General features: G+C 44.7%; 19 protein-coding genes. 13 read left to right on the top strand and 6 right to left on the bottom strand.

Features of this window, described 5'->3' with window-relative positions; translation table 11 throughout:
* Window positions 1–192: 192 nt before the first annotated feature.
* The gene (locus MSP8886_RS09155) at window positions 193–1017 is read left to right on the top strand and encodes a helix-turn-helix domain-containing protein (protein WP_067015344.1); all 825 of its coding nucleotides are present in this window, start codon (window positions 193–195) and stop codon (window positions 1015–1017) included.
* A 45-nt stretch (window positions 1018–1062) separates the two neighbouring features.
* Here the strand turns inward: MSP8886_RS09155 and MSP8886_RS09150 are convergent, their stop codons facing one another.
* The 5 genes from MSP8886_RS09150 to MSP8886_RS09130 all read right to left on the bottom strand — a co-directional run bounded on the left by MSP8886_RS09150 (window position 1063) and on the right by MSP8886_RS09130 (window position 7862).
* Window positions 1063–2472, bottom strand: a complete 1410-nt coding sequence (locus tag MSP8886_RS09150) for an aldehyde dehydrogenase family protein (RefSeq protein ID WP_067015341.1) — start codon at window positions 2470–2472, stop codon at window positions 1063–1065.
* A 139-nt stretch (window positions 2473–2611) separates the two neighbouring features.
* Complete coding sequence (locus MSP8886_RS09145) at window positions 2612–3445, bottom strand: helix-turn-helix domain-containing protein (protein WP_067015338.1); 834 nt, start codon at window positions 3443–3445, stop codon at window positions 2612–2614.
* 253 nt (window positions 3446–3698) lie between these two features.
* On the bottom strand, window positions 3699–4598 hold the full coding sequence (feaR, locus tag MSP8886_RS09140) for a transcriptional regulator FeaR (RefSeq protein ID WP_067015335.1): 900 nt from the start codon (window positions 4596–4598) through the stop codon (window positions 3699–3701).
* A 163-nt stretch (window positions 4599–4761) separates the two neighbouring features.
* Window positions 4762–6243, bottom strand: a complete 1482-nt coding sequence (locus MSP8886_RS09135; protein ID WP_067015332.1) for an NAD-dependent phenylacetaldehyde dehydrogenase — start codon at window positions 6241–6243, stop codon at window positions 4762–4764.
* A gap of 14 nt (window positions 6244–6257) precedes the next feature.
* Window positions 6258–7862 carry a GMC family oxidoreductase gene (locus MSP8886_RS09130; protein WP_067015329.1) on the bottom strand — a complete coding sequence of 535 codons (1605 nt, stop codon included), beginning with the start codon at window positions 7860–7862 and terminating at the stop codon, window positions 6258–6260.
* Window positions 7863–8754: 892 nt separating this feature from the next.
* On the opposite strand from MSP8886_RS09130, the gene MSP8886_RS09125 reads away from it, so the two are divergent.
* Window positions 8755–9333 carry a DUF4879 domain-containing protein gene (locus tag MSP8886_RS09125; protein WP_217491160.1) on the top strand — a complete coding sequence of 193 codons (579 nt, stop codon included), beginning with the start codon at window positions 8755–8757 and terminating at the stop codon, window positions 9331–9333.
* Window positions 9334–9581: 248 nt separating this feature from the next.
* Here the strand turns inward: MSP8886_RS09125 and MSP8886_RS09120 are convergent, their stop codons facing one another.
* A complete protein-coding gene (locus tag MSP8886_RS09120) occupies window positions 9582–10289 on the bottom strand; it encodes an XRE family transcriptional regulator (RefSeq protein WP_067015326.1) in 708 nt (235 codons plus the stop codon).
* Window positions 10290–10482: 193 nt separating this feature from the next.
* Here MSP8886_RS09120 and MSP8886_RS09115 point away from each other — a divergent pair, with 193 nt between their 5' ends.
* From MSP8886_RS09115 to MSP8886_RS09065, 11 genes are all read left to right on the top strand, one after another.
* Window positions 10483–10767, top strand: a complete 285-nt coding sequence (locus MSP8886_RS09115) for a helix-turn-helix domain-containing protein (protein ID WP_067015323.1) — start codon at window positions 10483–10485, stop codon at window positions 10765–10767.
* 250 nt (window positions 10768–11017) lie between these two features.
* Window positions 11018–13216 carry a Mu transposase C-terminal domain-containing protein gene (locus MSP8886_RS09110; RefSeq protein WP_067015320.1) on the top strand — a complete coding sequence of 733 codons (2199 nt, stop codon included), beginning with the start codon at window positions 11018–11020 and terminating at the stop codon, window positions 13214–13216.
* Window positions 13213–13929: an AAA family ATPase gene (locus MSP8886_RS09105; RefSeq protein ID WP_067015317.1), complete on the top strand. Its 717-nt coding sequence runs from the start codon at window positions 13213–13215 to the stop codon at window positions 13927–13929. Before MSP8886_RS09110 ends, MSP8886_RS09105 begins: the two co-directional genes overlap by 4 nt.
* Window positions 13926–14315 (top strand): hypothetical protein, encoded by a 390-nt coding sequence (locus MSP8886_RS09100; RefSeq protein WP_067015314.1) that lies wholly within the window; start codon window positions 13926–13928, stop codon window positions 14313–14315. The genes MSP8886_RS09105 and MSP8886_RS09100 overlap by 4 nt, the downstream gene beginning before the upstream one ends.
* Window positions 14305–14955 (top strand): DUF3164 family protein, encoded by a 651-nt coding sequence (locus MSP8886_RS09095; RefSeq protein ID WP_245659066.1) that lies wholly within the window; start codon window positions 14305–14307, stop codon window positions 14953–14955. Before MSP8886_RS09100 ends, MSP8886_RS09095 begins: the two co-directional genes overlap by 11 nt.
* Before the next feature lie 170 nt (window positions 14956–15125).
* Window positions 15126–15845: an AHH domain-containing protein gene (locus MSP8886_RS09090; RefSeq protein WP_067015308.1), complete on the top strand. Its 720-nt coding sequence runs from the start codon at window positions 15126–15128 to the stop codon at window positions 15843–15845.
* Window positions 15842–16429, top strand: coding sequence for a hypothetical protein (locus tag MSP8886_RS09085; protein ID WP_067015305.1), 588 nt, complete (start codon window positions 15842–15844; stop codon window positions 16427–16429). The genes MSP8886_RS09090 and MSP8886_RS09085 overlap by 4 nt, the downstream gene beginning before the upstream one ends.
* A 42-nt stretch (window positions 16430–16471) precedes the next feature.
* Window positions 16472–17059, top strand: a complete 588-nt coding sequence (locus tag MSP8886_RS09080) for a hypothetical protein (RefSeq protein ID WP_067015302.1) — start codon at window positions 16472–16474, stop codon at window positions 17057–17059.
* 143 nt (window positions 17060–17202) lie between these two features.
* A complete protein-coding gene (locus MSP8886_RS09075) occupies window positions 17203–17646 on the top strand; it encodes a Mor transcription activator family protein (RefSeq protein ID WP_083200887.1) in 444 nt (147 codons plus the stop codon).
* Between the two features lie 354 nt (window positions 17647–18000).
* A complete protein-coding gene (locus MSP8886_RS09070; protein ID WP_067015298.1) occupies window positions 18001–18495 on the top strand; it encodes an N-acetylmuramoyl-L-alanine amidase in 495 nt (164 codons plus the stop codon).
* Complete coding sequence (locus MSP8886_RS09065) at window positions 18482–18982, top strand: holin family protein (protein ID WP_083200886.1); 501 nt, start codon at window positions 18482–18484, stop codon at window positions 18980–18982. The genes MSP8886_RS09070 and MSP8886_RS09065 overlap by 14 nt, the downstream gene beginning before the upstream one ends.
* The last annotated feature ends 7 nt before the right edge of the window (window positions 18983–18989 follow it).

Raw genomic sequence — 18989 nt, 5'->3', positions numbered from 1 at the left:
TATGGCTACTTTTCATCATTGCAGATGCTTATTTTAGTGTCCTTGTTGAGATCAATATTGCGATAAGGTCTTAATCTTATTCATACTGGTAGTTAAGGGGAATAGTAGGAGAAGTGCTCGGATAGCTAACTTTGCTCTAATTTTTTATGTCAGTTGGATGTGGCTGAAAAAGTTATAAAAAAAGATTTTTTTATGAACTACCGTTCTATACCTATTCAGTATTGTTTTTCTTCTGATTTTGAAGATTATAAAGAATGCATTGTGAACTACAAAAATATATCTGTATTGTACTATCAGTTTCATGCGTCTTCTGATCACACTATGGTGGTTGCAGATGGTTGTGCGGATATTCAGTTTTGTTGCGATCAAGACAATGTTTCGTCTACGATCTGGGGATCTGTTCTTACTCCTCAGCATATCAAGTTTAACGCGGGAAAAACCTATTACGGTATTAGGTTATCTACCTCGGTAAGTAGGAGGTTGTCCTTTTTTCATTATTCTGAGCTTATCAATACAGGCGTTTCATTATCCGGGTTGAATTGTTTTGGAAAAGAGTTATCCGAGAAGATAGCTTTGGCCCAAAACTTTAAAAAACGTATCTTACTAACTCAACAATGGTTGACCGCTTTTGGCTTTTTTGAACCCCAAAAAATGGACTTCATTGATCACAGTATTAATAAAATATTGGAAGATAGAGGGAATATGAAGATATCCGCGTTGGCCGAGTATATTGGATCAAGTGAGCGCCTAATTAGGGATAAGTTTACTAACGCAGTTGGCATGTCGCCTAAGCAATATAGCAGGATTGTTCGCTTTCAAAGTTTGATTGAGCTCATTTTGTTTGATGGGCGACATAAACTACTTTCATTGAATGATCTGATTTCGTCTTCTTATTATGATGAATCTCATCTATCAAAAGAAGTGAAGTTTTTTGCTGATATGACACCAAAGCAATTCATTAAAGAAACTTCAAATGTTGTTATTAGAAGAAACACTATTGCCAGTTCACTTTATTGAGTGGAAGGCTGGTCGCCTAACGGTGTTAGACGACCAGCTCATTGCTTAAGAGAGTATGCACTGAATGTTGGTGTTGGCTAGTAATCCTTCTTCACCAAATTCAACGCCAAGCCCAGATGACTTAGTGCCACCAAAAGGTGAGTTAGGTTGAACTGCACCGTGTTTATTAATCCAAACACTGCCACATTCCATCCTTGCTGCAACACTTGATGCCTTGGCTTTGTCTGTTGACCACACGGATCCACCTAGGCCTGCATCGTTGTCATTCGCCATGGCAATCGCTTCCTCGACGGTGTCGTAAGGAATGATCGGTAAAGCTGGGCCAAATTGCTCGTTTTGAACCAATGGGTTTTGATTGTCTTCGATGGCAACCAAGGTGATTGGGAAGAACAGGTCTTTTGGATTGTCTAATGGGCCACCAAGTAGCACTTTGCCTCCTTGCTCGACAGACTGCGTAACAAGGCGGTTAACGATATCAAACTGCATCTTGTTCTGAACTGGTCCAAGTTCCGCACCTTCTTCAAATCCGTCGCCAACTTTAATGTTTTTTGCAAAGTTAGTTAATGACTCGCAGACTTGGTCATAGATAGATCTATGAACATATAGACGCTTCATTGCGGCACAAGTTTGGCCATTGTTGATGAATGCCCCCCAGAACAAGCCTGGGGCAATGGCTTCTGGGTCGCAATCTGGTAATACAATACCAGCATCATTGCCACCTAGTTCAAGTGTTAGGTGTTTTAGAGTATCAGCAGCAGAGGACATGACTTTTTTGCCCGTTGCCGTAGATCCAGTGAAAACAATTTTATTAATGTCTGAGTGATTGGATAATGCAGCGCCTAGCTCATCACCACCGGTAACACTGTTGATTACACCTTTTGGTAATACGGAGTTCATCAGCTCGATCATACGAAGAGTCGAGAGAGGTGTATAAGGCGATGGTTTACAAACAACCGTGTTGCCTGATAGTAGCGCAGGAATAATGTGCCAAATAGCAATTAGCACAGGCCAATTCCATGGGGTTATTGAAGCCACCACACCCAATGGACGACGATGCAGTTCTACGCGACCGTTTTCGTCTTCTTGTAGTATTTTAACAGGCATCTCTAGAGTTGCTGTGTAGCGCGTCCAGGCAACTGCTCCACCTATCTCAAACATAGAGCCAAGCGTTGCACCGATTGGCTTGCCTTGTTCTTTGGTGATAATTGTGGCGATTTCTTCACTGTTTTGCTCTAGCACATCAGCAATTTTATTGATGTAGTTCTGACGTTCAGAGTAGGCCAGAGAGGACCACTGTGGGAAAGCATCGCGTGCACTTTGAATGATGGTGTTTAGTTCGTCTAAAGTCGCTTTTGGAGCTTCTGCAATAAGCTCTGATGTCGATGGGTTAAATACCTTGAATGAATCAAGAGTGGACATTGCTTTACCATTATTGATCAAATGATAGTTCTTCATTTTAAACTCCATTGCGTAGCTTTTATTCTTATTGAAATTACATTCATCTCGATAATAGTTTCATTTAAATTGATTGTCATGTTTAAGTATTGCAAAAATCAGACATTGATAATTATTTATTTCCTCCTATGGACGAACCTTAGTGGAAACGGATTTTTTCTAAGTAAGTGTTGTTTTTTAGGTGGTTGATATAGCTGTTTGGTGTGGTGTTAAGTAGTGATTTGAACTCACGTGAAAAGTGAGACTGGTCATTAAAACCTAGATTATAGGCTATATCAGATTGCTTTATTTCAGTATTTAGGTTGATGTTGTAAAGGGCGAATTGGCAACGAACGATACGACAGAAAGCTTTAGGGGTTATCCCGGTATCGTTGATAAATTGTCGTTGAATGGTTCGGCTCGTATAGCCTGTAAGCGACTCAAGATTCTGTATTTGCACATTTCCTTTTGAATGGAAAATATGAGCGATGACTTGTTGGGTGAGGGAAGAGTGATTTCTTATGCCAAACTTAATGAGGAAGTCTGAAAAAATGTTGACTTGATTGGTAAAAGAAGTCTCGCTGACTATCTTTTCAAATAAATCACTTATTTTATGGGTGGTCTCATTAAAGTTAGGTCTTTGATTGACTAGCTCTGAAGCAGAAATATCAAGAAAACTAGGAATAGAGGCTGGAGACATTCTGACGCCAAAGTAGCGATGCTGATTAATAAAGTCAACACTTTGTGCTTCTAGTGTTGTTCCACAAACAATTGCAGTGGGCTTTGAGCTATCACAATCAAATAAAATATCAATACAGCCATCGGGAATGGCATTGATTACGTCCACAGAGGCTTGTGCTTCAAAGCTGTAGAAGTGAGAAATAAATGGCACGCTGGAAACCTTGACCGAGTACTCTCCAGCTGAGCAAAATACAAACCAAGGTTGTTTAGACCGAATATTTGCAATGCTAAATTCTTTATGAATGCTGTTCATAGCAGCTCCTTATTATTTTTTTCCCCATTGAAATACACGGAGCTGGCTTTGTATTGTAAGAATCGGCGGATTTACATAACCCTGTCAAAAAGGTAGATTTTGATAGAATCCACCTAGCGTTTAATGCTTGCTATTTCCTTAGTTACATCTTGATTTATCATATGCGAAAAGTCTCTTTGGAGCATGAGGCAGGATTCATTGTTTTGGCTGATAGGCTAATCTGGCTGGCGATAACGTGGTTGAACGAGCCCAGTCAAAATTGGCTTTGTCGCCACTGACTTGGAGAGACCCCTTTTACCCGCTTAAAGGCGCGAGATAGTTGCGATGCGTCTGAAAAACCCCAACGATAGGCAACTTCCGTTATTGATAATGGTTGTTTCATTGCGTCCGCAGTACGCATGTCTTCACAGCATTTTTCGATGCGCATCTGTAAAATAAATTGAGCGACGCTGATGTTCTCTTTTGAGAAAAGTCGATAAAGGGACCTTTTCGACATATTCATTGCTTTTGCTATACGTTCTGGACCTAGGCTTTCTTCTGTTAAAAGGCGCAATATATGCTGTTTAGCACGCTCTTTCATAGAAGAAGCTGAATCATTATTGGTAATCTCAAGGGAAGGTTTGATTAATGCACTGATAGCGCATTGCAGTGCGTCACCATCTTCTTGAAGAGATGGGGCTTGGTGATCGGTATTTGCCAATTGACGTAAGATAGCGGACAGCATTTGGCTACTGGATCGATTTTGAGCAATTTTGGTGATTCGATTTTTTGCATGTGTAGAGCATAAGTGGTCAACGTAAGACTTTGGCAAGTGTACTGACATTTGCTCTATTAGGCCTTGTGGGTGCATGTCGTAAGGCAGTGACGAATCAATAAGGGCGATTTCCCCTGGTAGTAATAGATCATTGTTGTTTGACCAAGAAAACCCCATAGAGCCTTTCTTTTGTAGGATGACAAAATAGTTTTTGTCGTCTTGGCTAGTCGACTTGGAACGGACTATCTTTTCTGCATTGGTTTCGATGTGAACAACGCCTAAACCATTATGATTGTCTAATCTCATCTTGCCGATAAAAGGGATGTTGCGATGTGGTTGAGTGTCAAAATTGCCGCAAATAGAATGAACAGAATGTTCCCAGAGGTCTAAGTCGAGCATTTCTTTCTCCCATTATGCAGGGCTCTCTGGTTCTCGACTTGTTGATGATAAGAGCCTAAGAGTCATGCGAATTTAGTTGAAATGTAAACTATTTTAGCAAGTATTGTTCCAACTAAATTCACATGATGTCAAGATCTAATCTTTTGTAGGTTTCTCCCTGTTTTTAGTAGCACATGATGACGGATTTGACTTCTGTGTAGTCATTTATGAACTCACGACCAAACTCTCGGCCGACACCAGATTGTTTCGTGCCCCCAAATGGCACAGAAGGATCAAGAATAGAGTGCATGTTGACCCAAACTGTACCAGACTCAATTTGCGGTATCATTCGCATGGCTTGAGATAAGTTATTAGTCCAGATACTGCTGCTTAAGCCAAATGGTGTGTTATTGATTAAATCGATTAACTCTTCTTCGTCTTCATAAGGCATAAAGCTGATAATTGGGCCAAATGTCTCTTCTTGCATGAGTGTTTCATCCACACTGGATGCTTGCACTATCGTGGGCTCAACAAAAAAACCTTCGCCCTTAATGGCTTTACCGCCGTGTAACACTCGGCTTTCTTGGTGAGCAACCTCTAAGTATTCGCAAACTTTGTTGAATTGCGGTTCGTTAGAGAGCGGACCGAAATAAACGCTTTCATCAAGTGGAGAGCCAATTTTGGCCTCACTCAATTTTTGTGCGAGTTTAGTGGTCAATTCGTCAATGCGAGAGGAGTGTACATAAACACGTTCTGGTGCGGCACAGACTTGGCCTTGATGGATGTAACCTAACTGAAAAAGCCCGCCAACAACACGATCAATATCCGCATCTTTTAAAACCGCAGCGGTGTTTTTACCACCTAATTCTAAGGTGCAGCGAGTTAAGTCAGCGGAGGCTGTTGCGCTAATTTTCTTGCCGGTCGCGACAGAGCCGGTAAATGAGACTTTACGGACTTTAGAATGCTGAATAAGCTGACCACCCACATCGCCTTTGCCATTGACTATGTTAAGAACACCGTCTGGTACGCCAGCTTCTTTGGCTAATGCCGCAATACGCAGAATCGTCAGCGGTGTGAACTCACTTGGTTTAAGAACAATGGTACAACCTGTACATAATGCCGCACCGATTTTCCAGCAGGCAATCATCACGGAAAAATTCCAAGGTAAAATACCTGCAACAACGCCAATGGCTTCTCTGCGAGTAAAGGCACTGTATTCTTCACCTTGCATAGAAGGGAAAGATGGCGTCATGGTTTCACCATTTATTTTGGTGCTCCAGCCAGCGAAGTAACGTAAAAACATCGCACTTTGTTGCACTTCAAACATGCGTGAAAGGTGGATAGATTTGCCACTGCACAAGGTTTCTAGTTGAGCAATTTCTTCCCCATATTGTTCAATTAAATCGGCCAATTTATTGAGGACAACACCGCGAGTATAAGGTGACGTTTTCCCCCAAGCACCTTTAAAGGCTTGATAAGAGGACTCAATGGCGGCATCGACCTCTTGAGTGGTTGCACTGTGGATTTTAGCAATAACGGCTTCCGTAGAAGGGTTAATAACATCGAAGGTGCTATCGCCAGATGCTTTTGTTTTACCGTTAATGAATTGGCCATGGTCTTGTTTCAAAAAAGCTTGTGTGGCGTCTAATAATGGAATGTCGGACATAATCTTATCGCTCCTTAATTTGAAGAGTTTAGTGTGAAGTGCGCGCCACGCTCACCAATCATCATGGCAACGGCGTTGGTGTTACCACTCGGTATTTGTGGGCAAATAGAGAGATCCACCACGCGAAGGTTTTTGGTGCCGTGAACCTTAAGTTCTAAATCAATGACGGAGTCACTGCGAGACGAACCTAGTTTGCAGGTTCCGCCTGGGTGATAGACGGTTTTGATGTTTTGACGCACAAAGGTCTCCAGCGCGTCTGTGTCATCGATGGCAATGTTATTTGGCTCGACCACTTTCTTAATAATGCTTTTTAAAGCGGGCTGTTCCATGGCTTTTAGCCCCATTTGAACGGCGCGAATTTGACTTTTTACATCATCAGGGTGAGACAAAATTTGAGCGTCAATCTCAACTAAATCACTCGGATTATTCGATTTTAGGCGAATTTCTCCACGGGATTTCGAGCGCAGATGACCTACTTTGATTGAAACACCATGGCCTTCTGCTTCGGGCTTTTCGCCAGGCGTGTTATCAAAATTATCGAGAAGAGGAAGGAAGTGAAATTGAATGTCTGGGCGGCCCACATTTTCGCTGTCGATAAAGGCTCCGCCTTCCAGAATATTACTGGTTAGTAAGCCTGAGCGAGTCGTCATCCACTGCATCATATGTTTTATGGCCGATAAGCCTTTATCTTCATTGAAAATACTGATGTCTTCTTTGGTGGTGGCATTGATCGACATATGTTGGTGATCGTGAAAATTCTTGCCGACGGGAAGGTCTATCTTAGGAGCAATACCCACCGCACTAAGATGCTCGGCAGGGCCAATACCAGACAGCATAAGAATTTTCGGGCTGCCAAATGCACCTGAGCTGATGATGACTTCTTTGCGCGCTTTTGCCGTTATCGCTTCACCCTCTTTTATTGAATAGACAACACCCGTGGCGACATCGCCTTCAATATTCACTTTATGAACAAGGGCATCTGTCTGAACGGTTAGGTTTGGATTATTGATAACGGATTTGAGGTAGGTTTGCGATGTACTGGCACGCTCACCATTTTTTGTGGTGGTTTGGTAAAACCCCGTACCTTCTTGTGAGGCGCCATTAAAATCATTGGTGTAAGGTAAGCCCATTTGCTGGCAGGCACGAATACAGGTTTGTGTTAAAGGGTGACGGTATCTATTTTCACTGACAGGAACGGCACCCGCTTCACCATGATACGTGTCGCCAAGACTTTCGTTGGCTTCGGCACGCTTGAAAAAGGGTAATACATTCTCATAGCCCCAACCTTCACATCCCCAGATAGTCTTCCAATCATCGTAATCTTGTTTTTGCCCGCGAATATAGATCATGCCATTCACTGAACTGCCGCCACCTAACACTTTACCTTGTGCGATTAACATTTCGCGGTTGTCGCACTCAGGTTGTGGAAGCGTCATATAGGGCCAAGATTTTTGTTGGAAAACCTTAACAACGGTGGCAGGAATTTTATGAAATAAACTGCTGTCTTTTTCGCCAGCTTCGAGCAGAAGGACGGATCCGGCGTTGGCTTCGATCAGACGCGCTGCGACCACACAGCCAGCTGAACCTGCTCCTGCAATAATGTAGTCAAACTCTTTCATTGCATGTTCCTCTTTATAATCTTTTATTATGATTCCCCATTAAACGCATTTGCCTTGATTTGTTGCATGGCAATCAGTGCCAAAAAAATGGCATTTTTTGACAACTTTTAAAGTCTCACAAGAAAGTCTGTTCGATAGTGAAAAGGAAAGAGGAATATTCTGACAAGCGCTAGATCATTTTATAATGGAATTGAGGGTAGAGGCTTTTACTATAGTGCTTCTGTCGACTGGACGAGTCTAGTTTTGTGTGAGGTTGACCATGATTAGGTCTGTAGAAGCTATGACTAAAGGATGAACTGCTTATCGAAAAAGGTGTTGTGCTTAATGGTATGAAGACTACAGAGACAACCTGATCGACAACAGCTCCGCTCATGCTTAATTTTTAGTGATAAAATTGCCTTATTGATACCAATTGGTGTGCAACTTACAAACTATATTTATTATCACGCCCTTATCTAACTCTTATATTAAAAAGCATGTTAGCGTATGTTTAAATTGACTCCACTAAGGTGAGTTTTTATTTATTGTATCGATTTATATTATGTCCAAAAAAACTGCGTTTAGCATGTGTATCAGACCTTTTTTTTGCAGGCTTTAAAAACACGATGATTGAAGACTTATCTCAGTTTCCTTAATGTTAACCAGATATAAAAATCAAAGACAGTTCATTTTTAATGTCTTCATTTTTTGTTTTAAATCTATGTTTTTTAAATGATTGATCTAGTGTCTTTATTATTTTTCAATAGGTTGTTTAAAGTGATTCCTGTTTTTGTTAGCTTTTGTATCCTGTAAGCGTAATGAGAGTTATTGTTGCTATAGTATTTCTTGTAGTATCTCTTTGGATAAGGGGTATTGCTTATTAATATTATTGTTATATAAAAAGGAATTTATTATGAAGATCAAGAAAACCTTGTTGGTTAGTATGATGATGAGCGGTGCATGTTCAATGAGTGCAATAGCGGCCGATGTGGAGGGTGGTATTGTGAAAAAGGCTCCAAGCCAAACGATAAGCCTTCCGTCTAATCTTTTGTCAATTGACCCTTCTGCATTATCTGCTGTGCGACCTGAATTAGCTCCACTTGGTAATGCAACGCCTAAAGCAGCAGCTGAGGGTATTAGTTATTTCGAAATTGCAGGCATTGAATCTTCTAAATACCCTTTTGAGGGAGTTTCACCTAACCAGACTTCGACAATACAGGATCATGGCGGTGCTAAGTTAGTCGTTTATGTTTGGCAGCGTGGGTATGGAAATGTATATGATGCAACAATGAATGGAGTGTCTAAGAGAGCCTCCTCCGAGTATCGCTGCGGTTATGACTTACATAGATGTTCCTCAGGTGAGATAGTAACCGGGTGGTTGCATTCGTTTGATTTTAGTGGGCAGGGGCTGGAGTCCGGTCAGTTTAAAGCAAGTTCATACTCTACGTCATATCCAACCGGATTATGGAGTGACTCAATTACCATAAGATAAGAAAACTATGTACTAACTAAATCTAATACGTACTTATTTTAAATATCATATCTTTCTTTTCTCTGTGTCACTTCCTGCTTTATTTGTCATTGTCGAGAAATAGGGTTGAGGGGGGGATTTGGCTGAGTTGTGTTTAAAGCCTGTTTTACTAGGCGTTGGCATATTTTTAGGTCAGTTGAATAGAAAAAAGCGCGTCACTTAGGTGATGCGCTTTTTTTATGTTTATGGCGTGTCTTTTGTCACTGGCGTTAGACGTCTTTACCGATCCAGACAACGCGGCCGATGACTTCTAGGTCGTTGGCTTCGTTGGGTTCGATCATTTGCTCTTTGTAGTCTTTATTGTCGCTAAGCAAGAGTAAGCCTTTATTGATGAGTTTTTGCACACGTTTGACGACGAGGTGGTTGTCGGTGCGTATTACGTAGATGCTGCCGTCGATCATGTCGCGCTGGCTGGTGTCGATCATCAAGGTGTTGTTATCACTGATGGTCGGCTCCATGCTGTCACCACGGGTGAAGACAAGGACGAGATCTTTCTCGTTGAGGCCACGATATTTCAGCCATTTGTGGCGAAAAGCGAGAAAACGTGTAGGTTCTTCTTCCATGGGCGCGGTGCCAGGTCCTGCGGATACTTGGATTTTGTAGCCTGGGATCATGGCGAATTCTTTGGTGATGTCGTCTTTCGGTTGCGCTTCTGTCTGTGGAGCATTGTCCGTTTTTCCTGTAACGAGCCAGTTGACAGACACTCCGCCGGCTTCGGCGAGGGCCAGCAAACGCGTTAGGGTGGGCTCTGAGTCGCCTTGCTTCCATTTACGAACCACAGATTCAGACACGCCTGACAAACGTGCGAGCGCGCTGGTGCCGCCCACTTTCTCTGACAGCATGTTTATACGATCCTGAAACGAGTCATACCCTAATTCGTCCAAGTGTGACCCATTATTTGGTATTTTTTCTTTCATTTAGATCGCTCTTAAGTCTCTGATTTATATAAACTTATTTTCATAAACGCACAAAAAGGCGAATTATTGTCTCGTGTGACCGCACAAATGTGTTGATTGGTCGTATGATTGTGCTATCTTATTAAAGGCAAATCATGAACAGAGCAACTCAATAGGGTTGTTCTATAAAACTGCATAGAAGGAAGCCAAAAAAATGAGCAAGCAATGTACTCACTCAACAACACTCTCTGACTGGCATCGCCAAGACATTATGGCGGCGATTCGCAAAAAAGGAACCACACTCGCCGAGTTAGGTCGCCAGCATGGCTATGAAAGCCCAGCGGCGCTCTACAATGTCTTTAACATGTCCTATCCAAAAGTGGAGCGTATTATCGCTGCCTTTTTGGAATCACATCCCAGTGAGATATGGCCATCCCGATACCAAAAGTCGGATATTGATTTTAAAACATCCATCAGTTTAACGCACTTAAAGAAGTAAAAACCAATTAACTTTAGTAAACCAATAGATAAATAACAAAGCAACGAAAACCGCGTCAATAAATCGTCACTAGGACGATTAACTATAGCAAAGGATGCCGTTATGCACAGCAAGCACCATATTGAATCCGTTAAGACATACGCTCTATAGCGTCTTGTAACAAGCCAACCCCATAAAAATCAAATAGATAGGCGATTCCAAGGCATCGTTCTAGGAAAGTTGCGCCCAAAATTTAGGGTCGGAGACACACATGAAACAATGGTTAACCGCAAAAGATATCAGCGAGCAGCGTTTGCCAGGGCTACCTGAAAGCAAAAGTGGCGTGCTGCGTTACGCAAAACTGAATAATTGGGAATGCCAAACCACCGCTTCCAGTGGCGGTTTGCGCTATGAATTCCACATTTCGAATTTATCAAAAGCCGCTCGTGAGGCGTTGCAAGAGCAGCATCGCCTAGCGGTATTGAAAAAAATGACCCTGCGACCCACCGCAGGGCAAAACAATAGGGCGTTAATCGCACCAAGCAGTAAGAACAACACCAGTATCCGTCAGCGAGATACGGCCAATAGTCGCGCTATGGTGTTGCGTGCTATCCAAGGCATGGTCGATGAAGGCATTAGCCAAGAAAGCGCCATCGCGACGATTTTGACACAAGCGCAGTTGGGCACCTTAGGGCAAAGCAATCCGGTGTTGGAAAAAGCCTTAGCCGAATCGGTGGATGCCCGAGGGCATACTCGTTACGTTCATTCGTGCGATTCACAAACAGCAGGGCGCTCTTATCCGAGTAAACGCAGCATTATGCGTTGGTTTGCCGAAGTGAAAAAGCAGGGCGATTTGATCCCTAAAAAGCGTGAAAAAGCCCCTTTGCCCAGTTGGTTTGCCGCGTTTCGAACATTCTATAACGTGCCAGAAAAGCCCAGTGTGAACGGTGCCTACGAGCTATTTCGTGACAACTGGCAGGGCGAAGAACCGTGTCCAAGCATTTACGCGGTGCGTCGTGCCTTGAATAAGTTGGGCAAAGTCGAACGGGAAAAAGGCCGTATGGGTAGCCACGATTTGGTGAACATTCGTCCCTTTGCTCGACGTCGTTTCGACCATCTTTTGCCCTGCGATATTTACAGCGCCGATGGGCATACTTTTGATGGGGAAGTGTCCCATCCGCTCCACGGTCGTCCGTTTCGTCCAGAGATCACGACCTTTATCGACATTGCCACTCGCCGAGTAGTGGGTGTGTCTGTGAACTTGGCAGAATCCGGCATTGCCGTGTTGGATGCCTTGATGGATGCCTGCAAGTGCGGCGTGCCAGCGCTTATTTATGTGGACAACGGCTCGGGCTATGTGAACCACATGTTAAAGGACGAAGCAAAAGGCATTCTTGCACGCTTGGGGTCTGAAATGACGCACTCCTTGCCGTACAACTCGAAAGCGCGAGGGGTCATCGAGCGTGTGCATCAAACTTTATGGGTGGCTGGCGCGAAGACTCTGCCAAATTATGTTGGCCAAGACATGGATCGCCAAGCAAGACTGGCCAATTTTACCGCCTCACGCAAAGGCGCACAGGGGAACGGCCCGATCAGCACCATGAGTTGGGAGGCCTTTATGAAATGGGTCGATGGGCGGGTGGACTGGTACAACAAGCGCCCCCATAGCAGTTTGCCGAAGATAGACGACCAAGGCACTAAGCGCCATCAAACCCCATTGGAAGTCTGGATGGACAAGGTCGCTACTGGCTGGGAGCCGTTGGAGCTTAGCAACGACGAGATCGCCCATGTGTTCCGTCCCCGTGAAGAACGCACCGTGGTGCGTGGCGAAGTGCGTTTGTTCAACAATCGCTATTTTTCTCCTGAACTTGAAGAGTTTCACGGCCTTAATGTGCATGTGGCCTATGACATTCATGACGCAAATCGCGTGTGGGTGTTCGACATGGAAACCGGTGAATTGATTGCTCAAGCCGATTGGAACGCCAACGAGAGCAAATATTTCCCTGATTCCATGCTTAACCAAGCGCGAGAAAAGCGTGCTCAAGGCCGTTTGAATCGGGCGATGAAAAAGGTCGACGAAATTGAAGCAGAGCGCACAGGCAACGGCATTCTAGACGCATCGCCTTCCGCGTTTTATCTAGAAGAGCAGAACCGTTTGGATGCCTGGCAAGGAGCGTTTTCTCTCACCAGTGCGCAACGAATCACTACACAGCAGGCTGAGCCGCTTGCCGACCCCGTTGCTCAGCAAGCAGACAACGCGCGCCAACCAGCCAACCCTTATGAGCCCTTGTCGCCTGCGGGTCGCTATGCCTTGTACCAAGCGTGTCAGCGTGACCCAGAGCAGGCGCAGCAGCATCAACGCTGGCTCGGTACCTACCCATTAACCAAAGAGTATCAGTATTTTCGTTCATTAGATGAGTCGTCCCATGAACGAGACGACATCAACAAAAAACAGGAGCCGTCATCATGATAGGAATCGCGCAAACCGCCAATCTCGCCCTGTGCGACATGGCCATCGAACGCGCCCAAGCGCGTACCCAATCACTGCCCGGTATGGTGTGCCTATATGGCCCCAGCGGCACCGGCAAATCCGTCGCGGCAAGCTTTGTGGCGAATCGCCGTCGTGCTTATTACGTGCAGGCGAAAAGTGTCTGGACCAAGAAATTTTTCCTGCAAGCCATCTTGCGGGAAATGGGCATCAGCACGGTGAAAACCTTGCCAGAAATGCTGGAGATCGCCGCCCAAGAACTGGCGTTGTCGAATCGGCCTTTGATCATCGATGAGATGGACCACCTGATCGACAAAAACGCCGTGGAGCTGGTGCGAGATTTATACGAATCCAGCCAAGCGGTGATCCTATTAATCGGCGAAGAGCGCCTGCCAGACAAGTTGAAAAAGTACGAACGTTTTCACGGTCGAGTCCTCGATTGGGTGCCCGCCCGTTTGGTGGATTTAGACGATGCGCGCCAGCTGGCGAGCCATTATGCACCGAGCATCGAGGTGGCCGACGACTTATTAGACATGCTCATCGCCCATGCGGCAGGCAGCATTCGGCGTATTGTGGTCAACCTTGAGCGCATCCACGAAGTGGCACTGTCTTGTGGTTGGACCATTGCCGACCAAGCGAACTGGGCCAATCGCCCACTGTATACCGGCCATGCGCCAAAAAGGAGGTTGTTATGACACAGCACAGATCGAATACCCAAGCCTTAGTGGATGTATCCGCCTGGGGAGAAGAGCCTCCCCATTTTATCCGCTTACTGGCCGATGCAGTGGCCTTGAGCAGCCGCGCCACCGTAGCCCGTCAAATTGGCGTGAGCCGTTCGGCAGTATCGACCTTATTGTCGAACCGTTACCCGAGCAAAACCACCAATAAAATCGAGCAAAAAGTGGTGGATGCCCTGGGGCGAGTGAATTGCCCAACCTTGGGGGACATCACCTCAGCGAAATGCCATCGCACACGGATTCGTCCTTTTATGAACACCAATAACCAAACCATTGCCCAGTTTCGCGCTTGCGCCAACTGCCCAAACAACCCCAATCGCCGGAGTCAACAAGATGAGCAATAGTATGAATCACACACAGCAAGAGAGCCAATCGTCTATCATTCCAATGGGCTACCGCCAGAATGCCAGCGGCCACTTGGTACCAGAAAGCGCCATTCGCGAGCAAGATTTATTGCGCGATCAAGTGGTGCAAAGTTTGGTGCCCAAAGCCCTTGAGTTGCATAACGCCTTGCAGGCCTTTAAACAGCTGGCCTTGCAAGACATCGACGACTTGATCCAAATCGCCGGTGAGCGTTACGGTGCCAAACTGGGCGGTAAAAAAGGTAACGTCAGCTTAACCACCTACGATGGCCGTTATAAAATTCAGCGAGCGTTTCGCGAAGTCTTGGCCTTTACTGAAGAGATCGAAGCCGCCAAAGGGTTAATTGATTCTTGTCTATCACGCTGGAGTGAAGGGGCCAACGACAACATTCGTGCTGTGGTTAGCCAAGCCTTTCGAACCAACACCAAAGGCGAAATCAAAACGGGCAAGATCCTTGATTTGATGCGTTTAACCATCGAAGACGACGAATGGAACCGCGCCATGGAGGCTTTACGGGATGCCCTCAAATCCATTGGCACCGCCGTCTACGTGCGAATCTACGAACGCATCGACAACACGGACCAGTATCGCCCAGTACCGCTGGATCTTGCTGCCTTATAAACTAGCCAGCCACGATACTTGTCACAAAAAGAAAAACGACAAAACCACCCAACGAGGTGGTTTTTCTATTTATAAACCACAAGCGTTGTAATAAGAGTGTAAGAGGGGTTGACCACAAATCCTAATGCCTAAAAAATGTCCGGCGTCAATATAGTGATAAGGATATTATTATGCAGCCATTGAAACACTACCCGCAACCTGAACGCCCGTCTGATCCAACGCCACTCGAAATGGCGATCTACAACTACGAACTCAAAGCCAAAGCCTTTTATGACAAAAAAGCGCGACTTGGCGACGCCAAAGAAGCGGACGTAACCAAACGACTTAACCAAGACTATAAACACCTAGAGCAAGAGCGGAATAGGTTGGAGTATATTACGGTGATACAGGAAGCTTTGGAGAAATATCGGGAAAATAGTGAAGCCATCGGCAAAGAAACTAAAGGGTTAGGATTGTTGGAGGAAGAGCATCATCCAACAAAAAAATTAGCTAGCTTTTTAACGGCCTCAGGAGAGCCTAAACCCTCCATAAAGCATGAGGCCCATCATATTATTCCAGGTAAAGGGCGCTTTCGAAAACCTGCCATAGCGAGAGCAAGGCTTCGTTTGCATGTCAATGGTATAGGAATTAATGATCCGATGAATGGTGTATGGTTATATGGTGTTGAGAAGGGGAAGCAAGAGTTTGATTGGGCAACGTCCGCAGCCACTTCTCACCGTCGAATACATCGATATAACTATGAAACATGGATAGCTACAACGCTTGGCGGAAGATTAGATAGAGTAAGATTTATTAACCGATTACAAAAAGTGAAATTCAAAATCAAGAATGGCATGATGCCTGAGAAAGTGATGATGAAAAAAGACGAATCTTGGGATGGCTTATCATGATGTACGCAGTTCGTAATATTACAAACTCATATGATGTTATTGAGTACGACTTTTTAGAAGTTGCGGAGAGACTAAAAGGGAGAATGGGAGGCGATATCCATCCAGTCATGTATTTATTGGATATGCATGAGGATAATAATCCTCTATCTGAGTATTGGCCTGACCCTATGGAGTTTAAGTACACTCCTAAGGGTAAAAAGCAGAACAATGACGTAAGTATTTTAGAAGGCTTAATCGTGTTTAGTGATAAAGCCCATGATGCCTTGCAGCCACTGCTGTCAGAATATGGTGAGTTCTTAAAAATCGATGTGGAAGGGGACAGAAAGTACCTTTTTAATCCTCAGGTATTTGGTAAAGAAGATCCTACGCTTAGTATAAAAGGTTATTTTAATAACGTTCATACTGATTATGAATGTATCGCGTTTAATAAGGACGATGTAGACGACAAGGTTTTCTATAAAAGCAAACTGGCTGTATCGCGTTTGTACTGCAATGAGGCTTTTGTCGAGGCGTTTAAAGGCCATCAGCTTAAGGGGCTGACTTTCACGCCAATAGAGGATTATATCGATAGAAGTGAGTTTTGATAGACAAAGTACAATAAGCGAAAGGAGTCCCGTGGCAATATCATGATTTACGCTGTTCATAATACTGAGAATACTTCTGATGCCATTGATATGGACTCGCTTAAGTTGGCAGAAGTGCTGGCATTAAAGATGCCTGATGACATAGATCCCATCGTGTATCTCGTTGAGCTGAGACAAAAGAACGACACACTTTCGGAGTATTGGCCTGAGCAGATGGCGTTTAAATATTCTGGTCGTTATAAAAAGCACAGTGTCGATATCAATATCCTCGGAAACTTGATCTTTTTTAATGGCAGAGCGTTTGATGCCATGCAAGGGCAGCTGTCTTCATATGGGGAGTTTCTAAAAATAGAAGTAGAAGGTGATCAACACTATCTCTTTAACCCTTTGGTATTTGGCGAAGAAGACCTTGTGTTTAGTGAAAGGCAATATTTTAACAATGTACCAACAGGCTACAAAAACATTATGTTTAAAAAAGAGGATGTGGATAAGAAAGTCCTCTTTAAAAGTAAGTTGGGTGGCGCTTTTATTTATTGTAATCATGAGTTTGTTAAGGCGTTTAACGACCATAACCTGACGGGCATTCAGTTCACATTGATTCCTGACTACAATTACAAAGAAGAGTTCTAGAATCAGTTAATCGGGTTATGCAACGAGTGACTGGCTGTAAACAAAACCACCCATCGAGGTGGTTTTTTATTGCTAGTGATCCGCTAAAAATCATTGACCGTTAGAATTTTTTACTAACGCATCACCATGCTATTTTTCTTAGCATGATGACTTTAGAACCTTGGCAATCTTTATTGCCCGACTCAGCGCAGCAGCTTATTCATGTAATTGGATGGGCCGATACGGCGCGTCTTATTAATACCTTTGGCGGGACGACGTTGCCGATGCCATCTGGCGTGAATGCCATTGGTCGCGCAACATTGGCGCTCTTAGCCGAGAAAATGGGCGATGAGGTAACACAAAAACTCGCCCAATATTACGGTGGCGCGCCCTTGTACGTACCCCGCTGTTCAGCGGCTCTGCGTCGTGCTCGCGATAATGTGATTATCAGTGAATTTGAAGCGCGTATTCGTGCCAAAGAAACCGCCACCAGTGCGGTGAATCAGTTAGCCATGGAGCATAAACTCACGGATCGTCGTATTTGGAAAATTCTGAAAACCACCCCGCCAGATGACCCTACACCGGATTTATTCCAAGGCTTTGCCTAACTCATTGTCTCTTTCATGGCCCTGATCGGGCCTTTTTTATGTCTGCGATTTTGTTATTTCCCCTTAAAAAAGGTGAATTTCAATGATATGAACTCAATTACCTCTTCGCTCCAACAAGGTGATTTCGATGCAACGACGTTGCACGACAATAAGGCGCTGAAAGTCTGATACAGCAGAGCGTAACAGAATGCACCAATATAAAGTCATGAAGCTAATCCAACGAAACAAGCAGCACAAATTCCCCCTCTATTACTGAATCCATCCAGTCAGGTTCCTTCTCTTGTGTCTTGTAACGTGAGGCAAAGCTCGCGGCAGTTGGCCGTGTGTGTTGTGTATTTTGAAGAGGAGAAAACGATGGGAGCCCGTCGACAGTTAAGTGTGATCGATAGTGTGATTATTCATCATGCAGAAACCCCTAATGGCCATGTGTTTACGGCTGAACAGATTGATCAATGGCATGAAGCGCGCCATTTCGAACGAGACATGAGTATTTGTCCGGGTTATAGCCCGTTAAAGCACATTGGCTATCACTATGTGATTGAGTTAGACGGCACGATTCAACGCGGTCGGCCTCTGGAAGAGGTGGGGGCACACACCTATGGGAAAAACCCTAAAAGCATCGGTATTTGCTTGATTGGTATGGATAAATTTGCCTTGGTGCAATGGCGGCAGTTGCTCAAACTTATTCAAAGTTTGGATGACAAGTTAGCCACTTCGCTGGCGGTGTACGGCCATAACCAATTTAGCCCGAAAACCTGTCCAGGTTTTAATGTTCCAGCTTGGATCAGCCGTAAATTTCGACCACTGGATCAACATATTTTAGAAGGTGACTTCCATGGGGTGGTTTAGCGATTTGTTTACGTCGGGAGCGGGATCCTTGGTGTCGTCCATTGGCGAGGTGGCGGATCGCTTTATTGAATCGCCGGACGATAAAAACGCCTTCAAGTTGCAAATGCAAACCTTGATCCAGCAGCGAGACAGTGAGATCGAGCAGAGTTTGCGCAAAAACTTGGAAGCCAAAGAGCGCGTCTTAGTGGCGGAGTTAAACCAAGGAGACAGCTACACCAAACGGGCTCGCCCCACGGTGGTTTACGCTGGGCTGATTTTTATCGCGATCAATTATGTGGTTTTTCCTTTGCTTGCCCGCATAGTGACGGCCACGGGTGTCATGATGGATGCCTCGCCGTTGGCGGATTTGCCTGGGGATTTTTGGTTGGCATGGGGAGGCATTTGTGCGACTTGGTCGATCGGCCGAACCATAGAAAAACGTGGAACGCAGACCCCGCTTACGCAAGCGGCGACGGGCTCTAAGCCAGTAACCAGCTTGCTTAAGTAAGGATGGG

This window comes from Marinomonas spartinae (genome assembly GCF_900089775.1).
Taxonomy (GTDB): domain Bacteria; phylum Pseudomonadota; class Gammaproteobacteria; order Pseudomonadales; family Marinomonadaceae; genus Marinomonas; species Marinomonas spartinae.
The sequence above is the reverse complement of the archived record's forward strand: the minus strand, read 5'-3'. Positions and strand labels throughout refer to the sequence as shown.

Bases quoted from the DNA above. Each gene is read 5' to 3' on its own strand.
- MSP8886_RS09155 (WP_067015344.1), top strand. From the start codon at position 193: ATGAACTACCGTTCTATACCTATTCAGTATTGTTTTTCTTCTGATTTT.
- MSP8886_RS09150 (WP_067015341.1), bottom strand. From the start codon at position 2,472: ATGAAGAACTATCATTTGATCAATAATGGTAAAGCAATGTCCACTCTT.
- MSP8886_RS09145 (WP_067015338.1), bottom strand. From the start codon at position 3,445: ATGAACAGCATTCATAAAGAATTTAGCATTGCAAATATTCGGTCTAAA.
- feaR (WP_067015335.1), bottom strand. From the start codon at position 4,598: ATGCTCGACTTAGACCTCTGGGAACATTCTGTTCATTCTATTTGCGGC.
- MSP8886_RS09135 (WP_067015332.1), bottom strand. From the start codon at position 6,243: ATGTCCGACATTCCATTATTAGACGCCACACAAGCTTTTTTGAAACAA.
- MSP8886_RS09130 (WP_067015329.1), bottom strand. From the start codon at position 7,862: ATGAAAGAGTTTGACTACATTATTGCAGGAGCAGGTTCAGCTGGCTGT.
- MSP8886_RS09125 (WP_217491160.1), top strand. From the start codon at position 8,755: ATGAAGATCAAGAAAACCTTGTTGGTTAGTATGATGATGAGCGGTGCA.
- MSP8886_RS09120 (WP_067015326.1), bottom strand. From the start codon at position 10,289: ATGAAAGAAAAAATACCAAATAATGGGTCACACTTGGACGAATTAGGG.
- MSP8886_RS09115 (WP_067015323.1), top strand. From the start codon at position 10,483: ATGAGCAAGCAATGTACTCACTCAACAACACTCTCTGACTGGCATCGC.
- MSP8886_RS09110 (WP_067015320.1), top strand. From the start codon at position 11,018: ATGAAACAATGGTTAACCGCAAAAGATATCAGCGAGCAGCGTTTGCCA.
- MSP8886_RS09105 (WP_067015317.1), top strand. From the start codon at position 13,213: ATGATAGGAATCGCGCAAACCGCCAATCTCGCCCTGTGCGACATGGCC.
- MSP8886_RS09100 (WP_067015314.1), top strand. From the start codon at position 13,926: ATGACACAGCACAGATCGAATACCCAAGCCTTAGTGGATGTATCCGCC.
- MSP8886_RS09095 (WP_245659066.1), top strand. From the start codon at position 14,305: ATGAGCAATAGTATGAATCACACACAGCAAGAGAGCCAATCGTCTATC.
- MSP8886_RS09090 (WP_067015308.1), top strand. From the start codon at position 15,126: ATGCAGCCATTGAAACACTACCCGCAACCTGAACGCCCGTCTGATCCA.
- MSP8886_RS09085 (WP_067015305.1), top strand. From the start codon at position 15,842: ATGATGTACGCAGTTCGTAATATTACAAACTCATATGATGTTATTGAG.
- MSP8886_RS09080 (WP_067015302.1), top strand. From the start codon at position 16,472: ATGATTTACGCTGTTCATAATACTGAGAATACTTCTGATGCCATTGAT.
- MSP8886_RS09075 (WP_083200887.1), top strand. From the start codon at position 17,203: ATGATGACTTTAGAACCTTGGCAATCTTTATTGCCCGACTCAGCGCAG.
- MSP8886_RS09070 (WP_067015298.1), top strand. From the start codon at position 18,001: ATGGGAGCCCGTCGACAGTTAAGTGTGATCGATAGTGTGATTATTCAT.
- MSP8886_RS09065 (WP_083200886.1), top strand. From the start codon at position 18,482: ATGGGGTGGTTTAGCGATTTGTTTACGTCGGGAGCGGGATCCTTGGTG.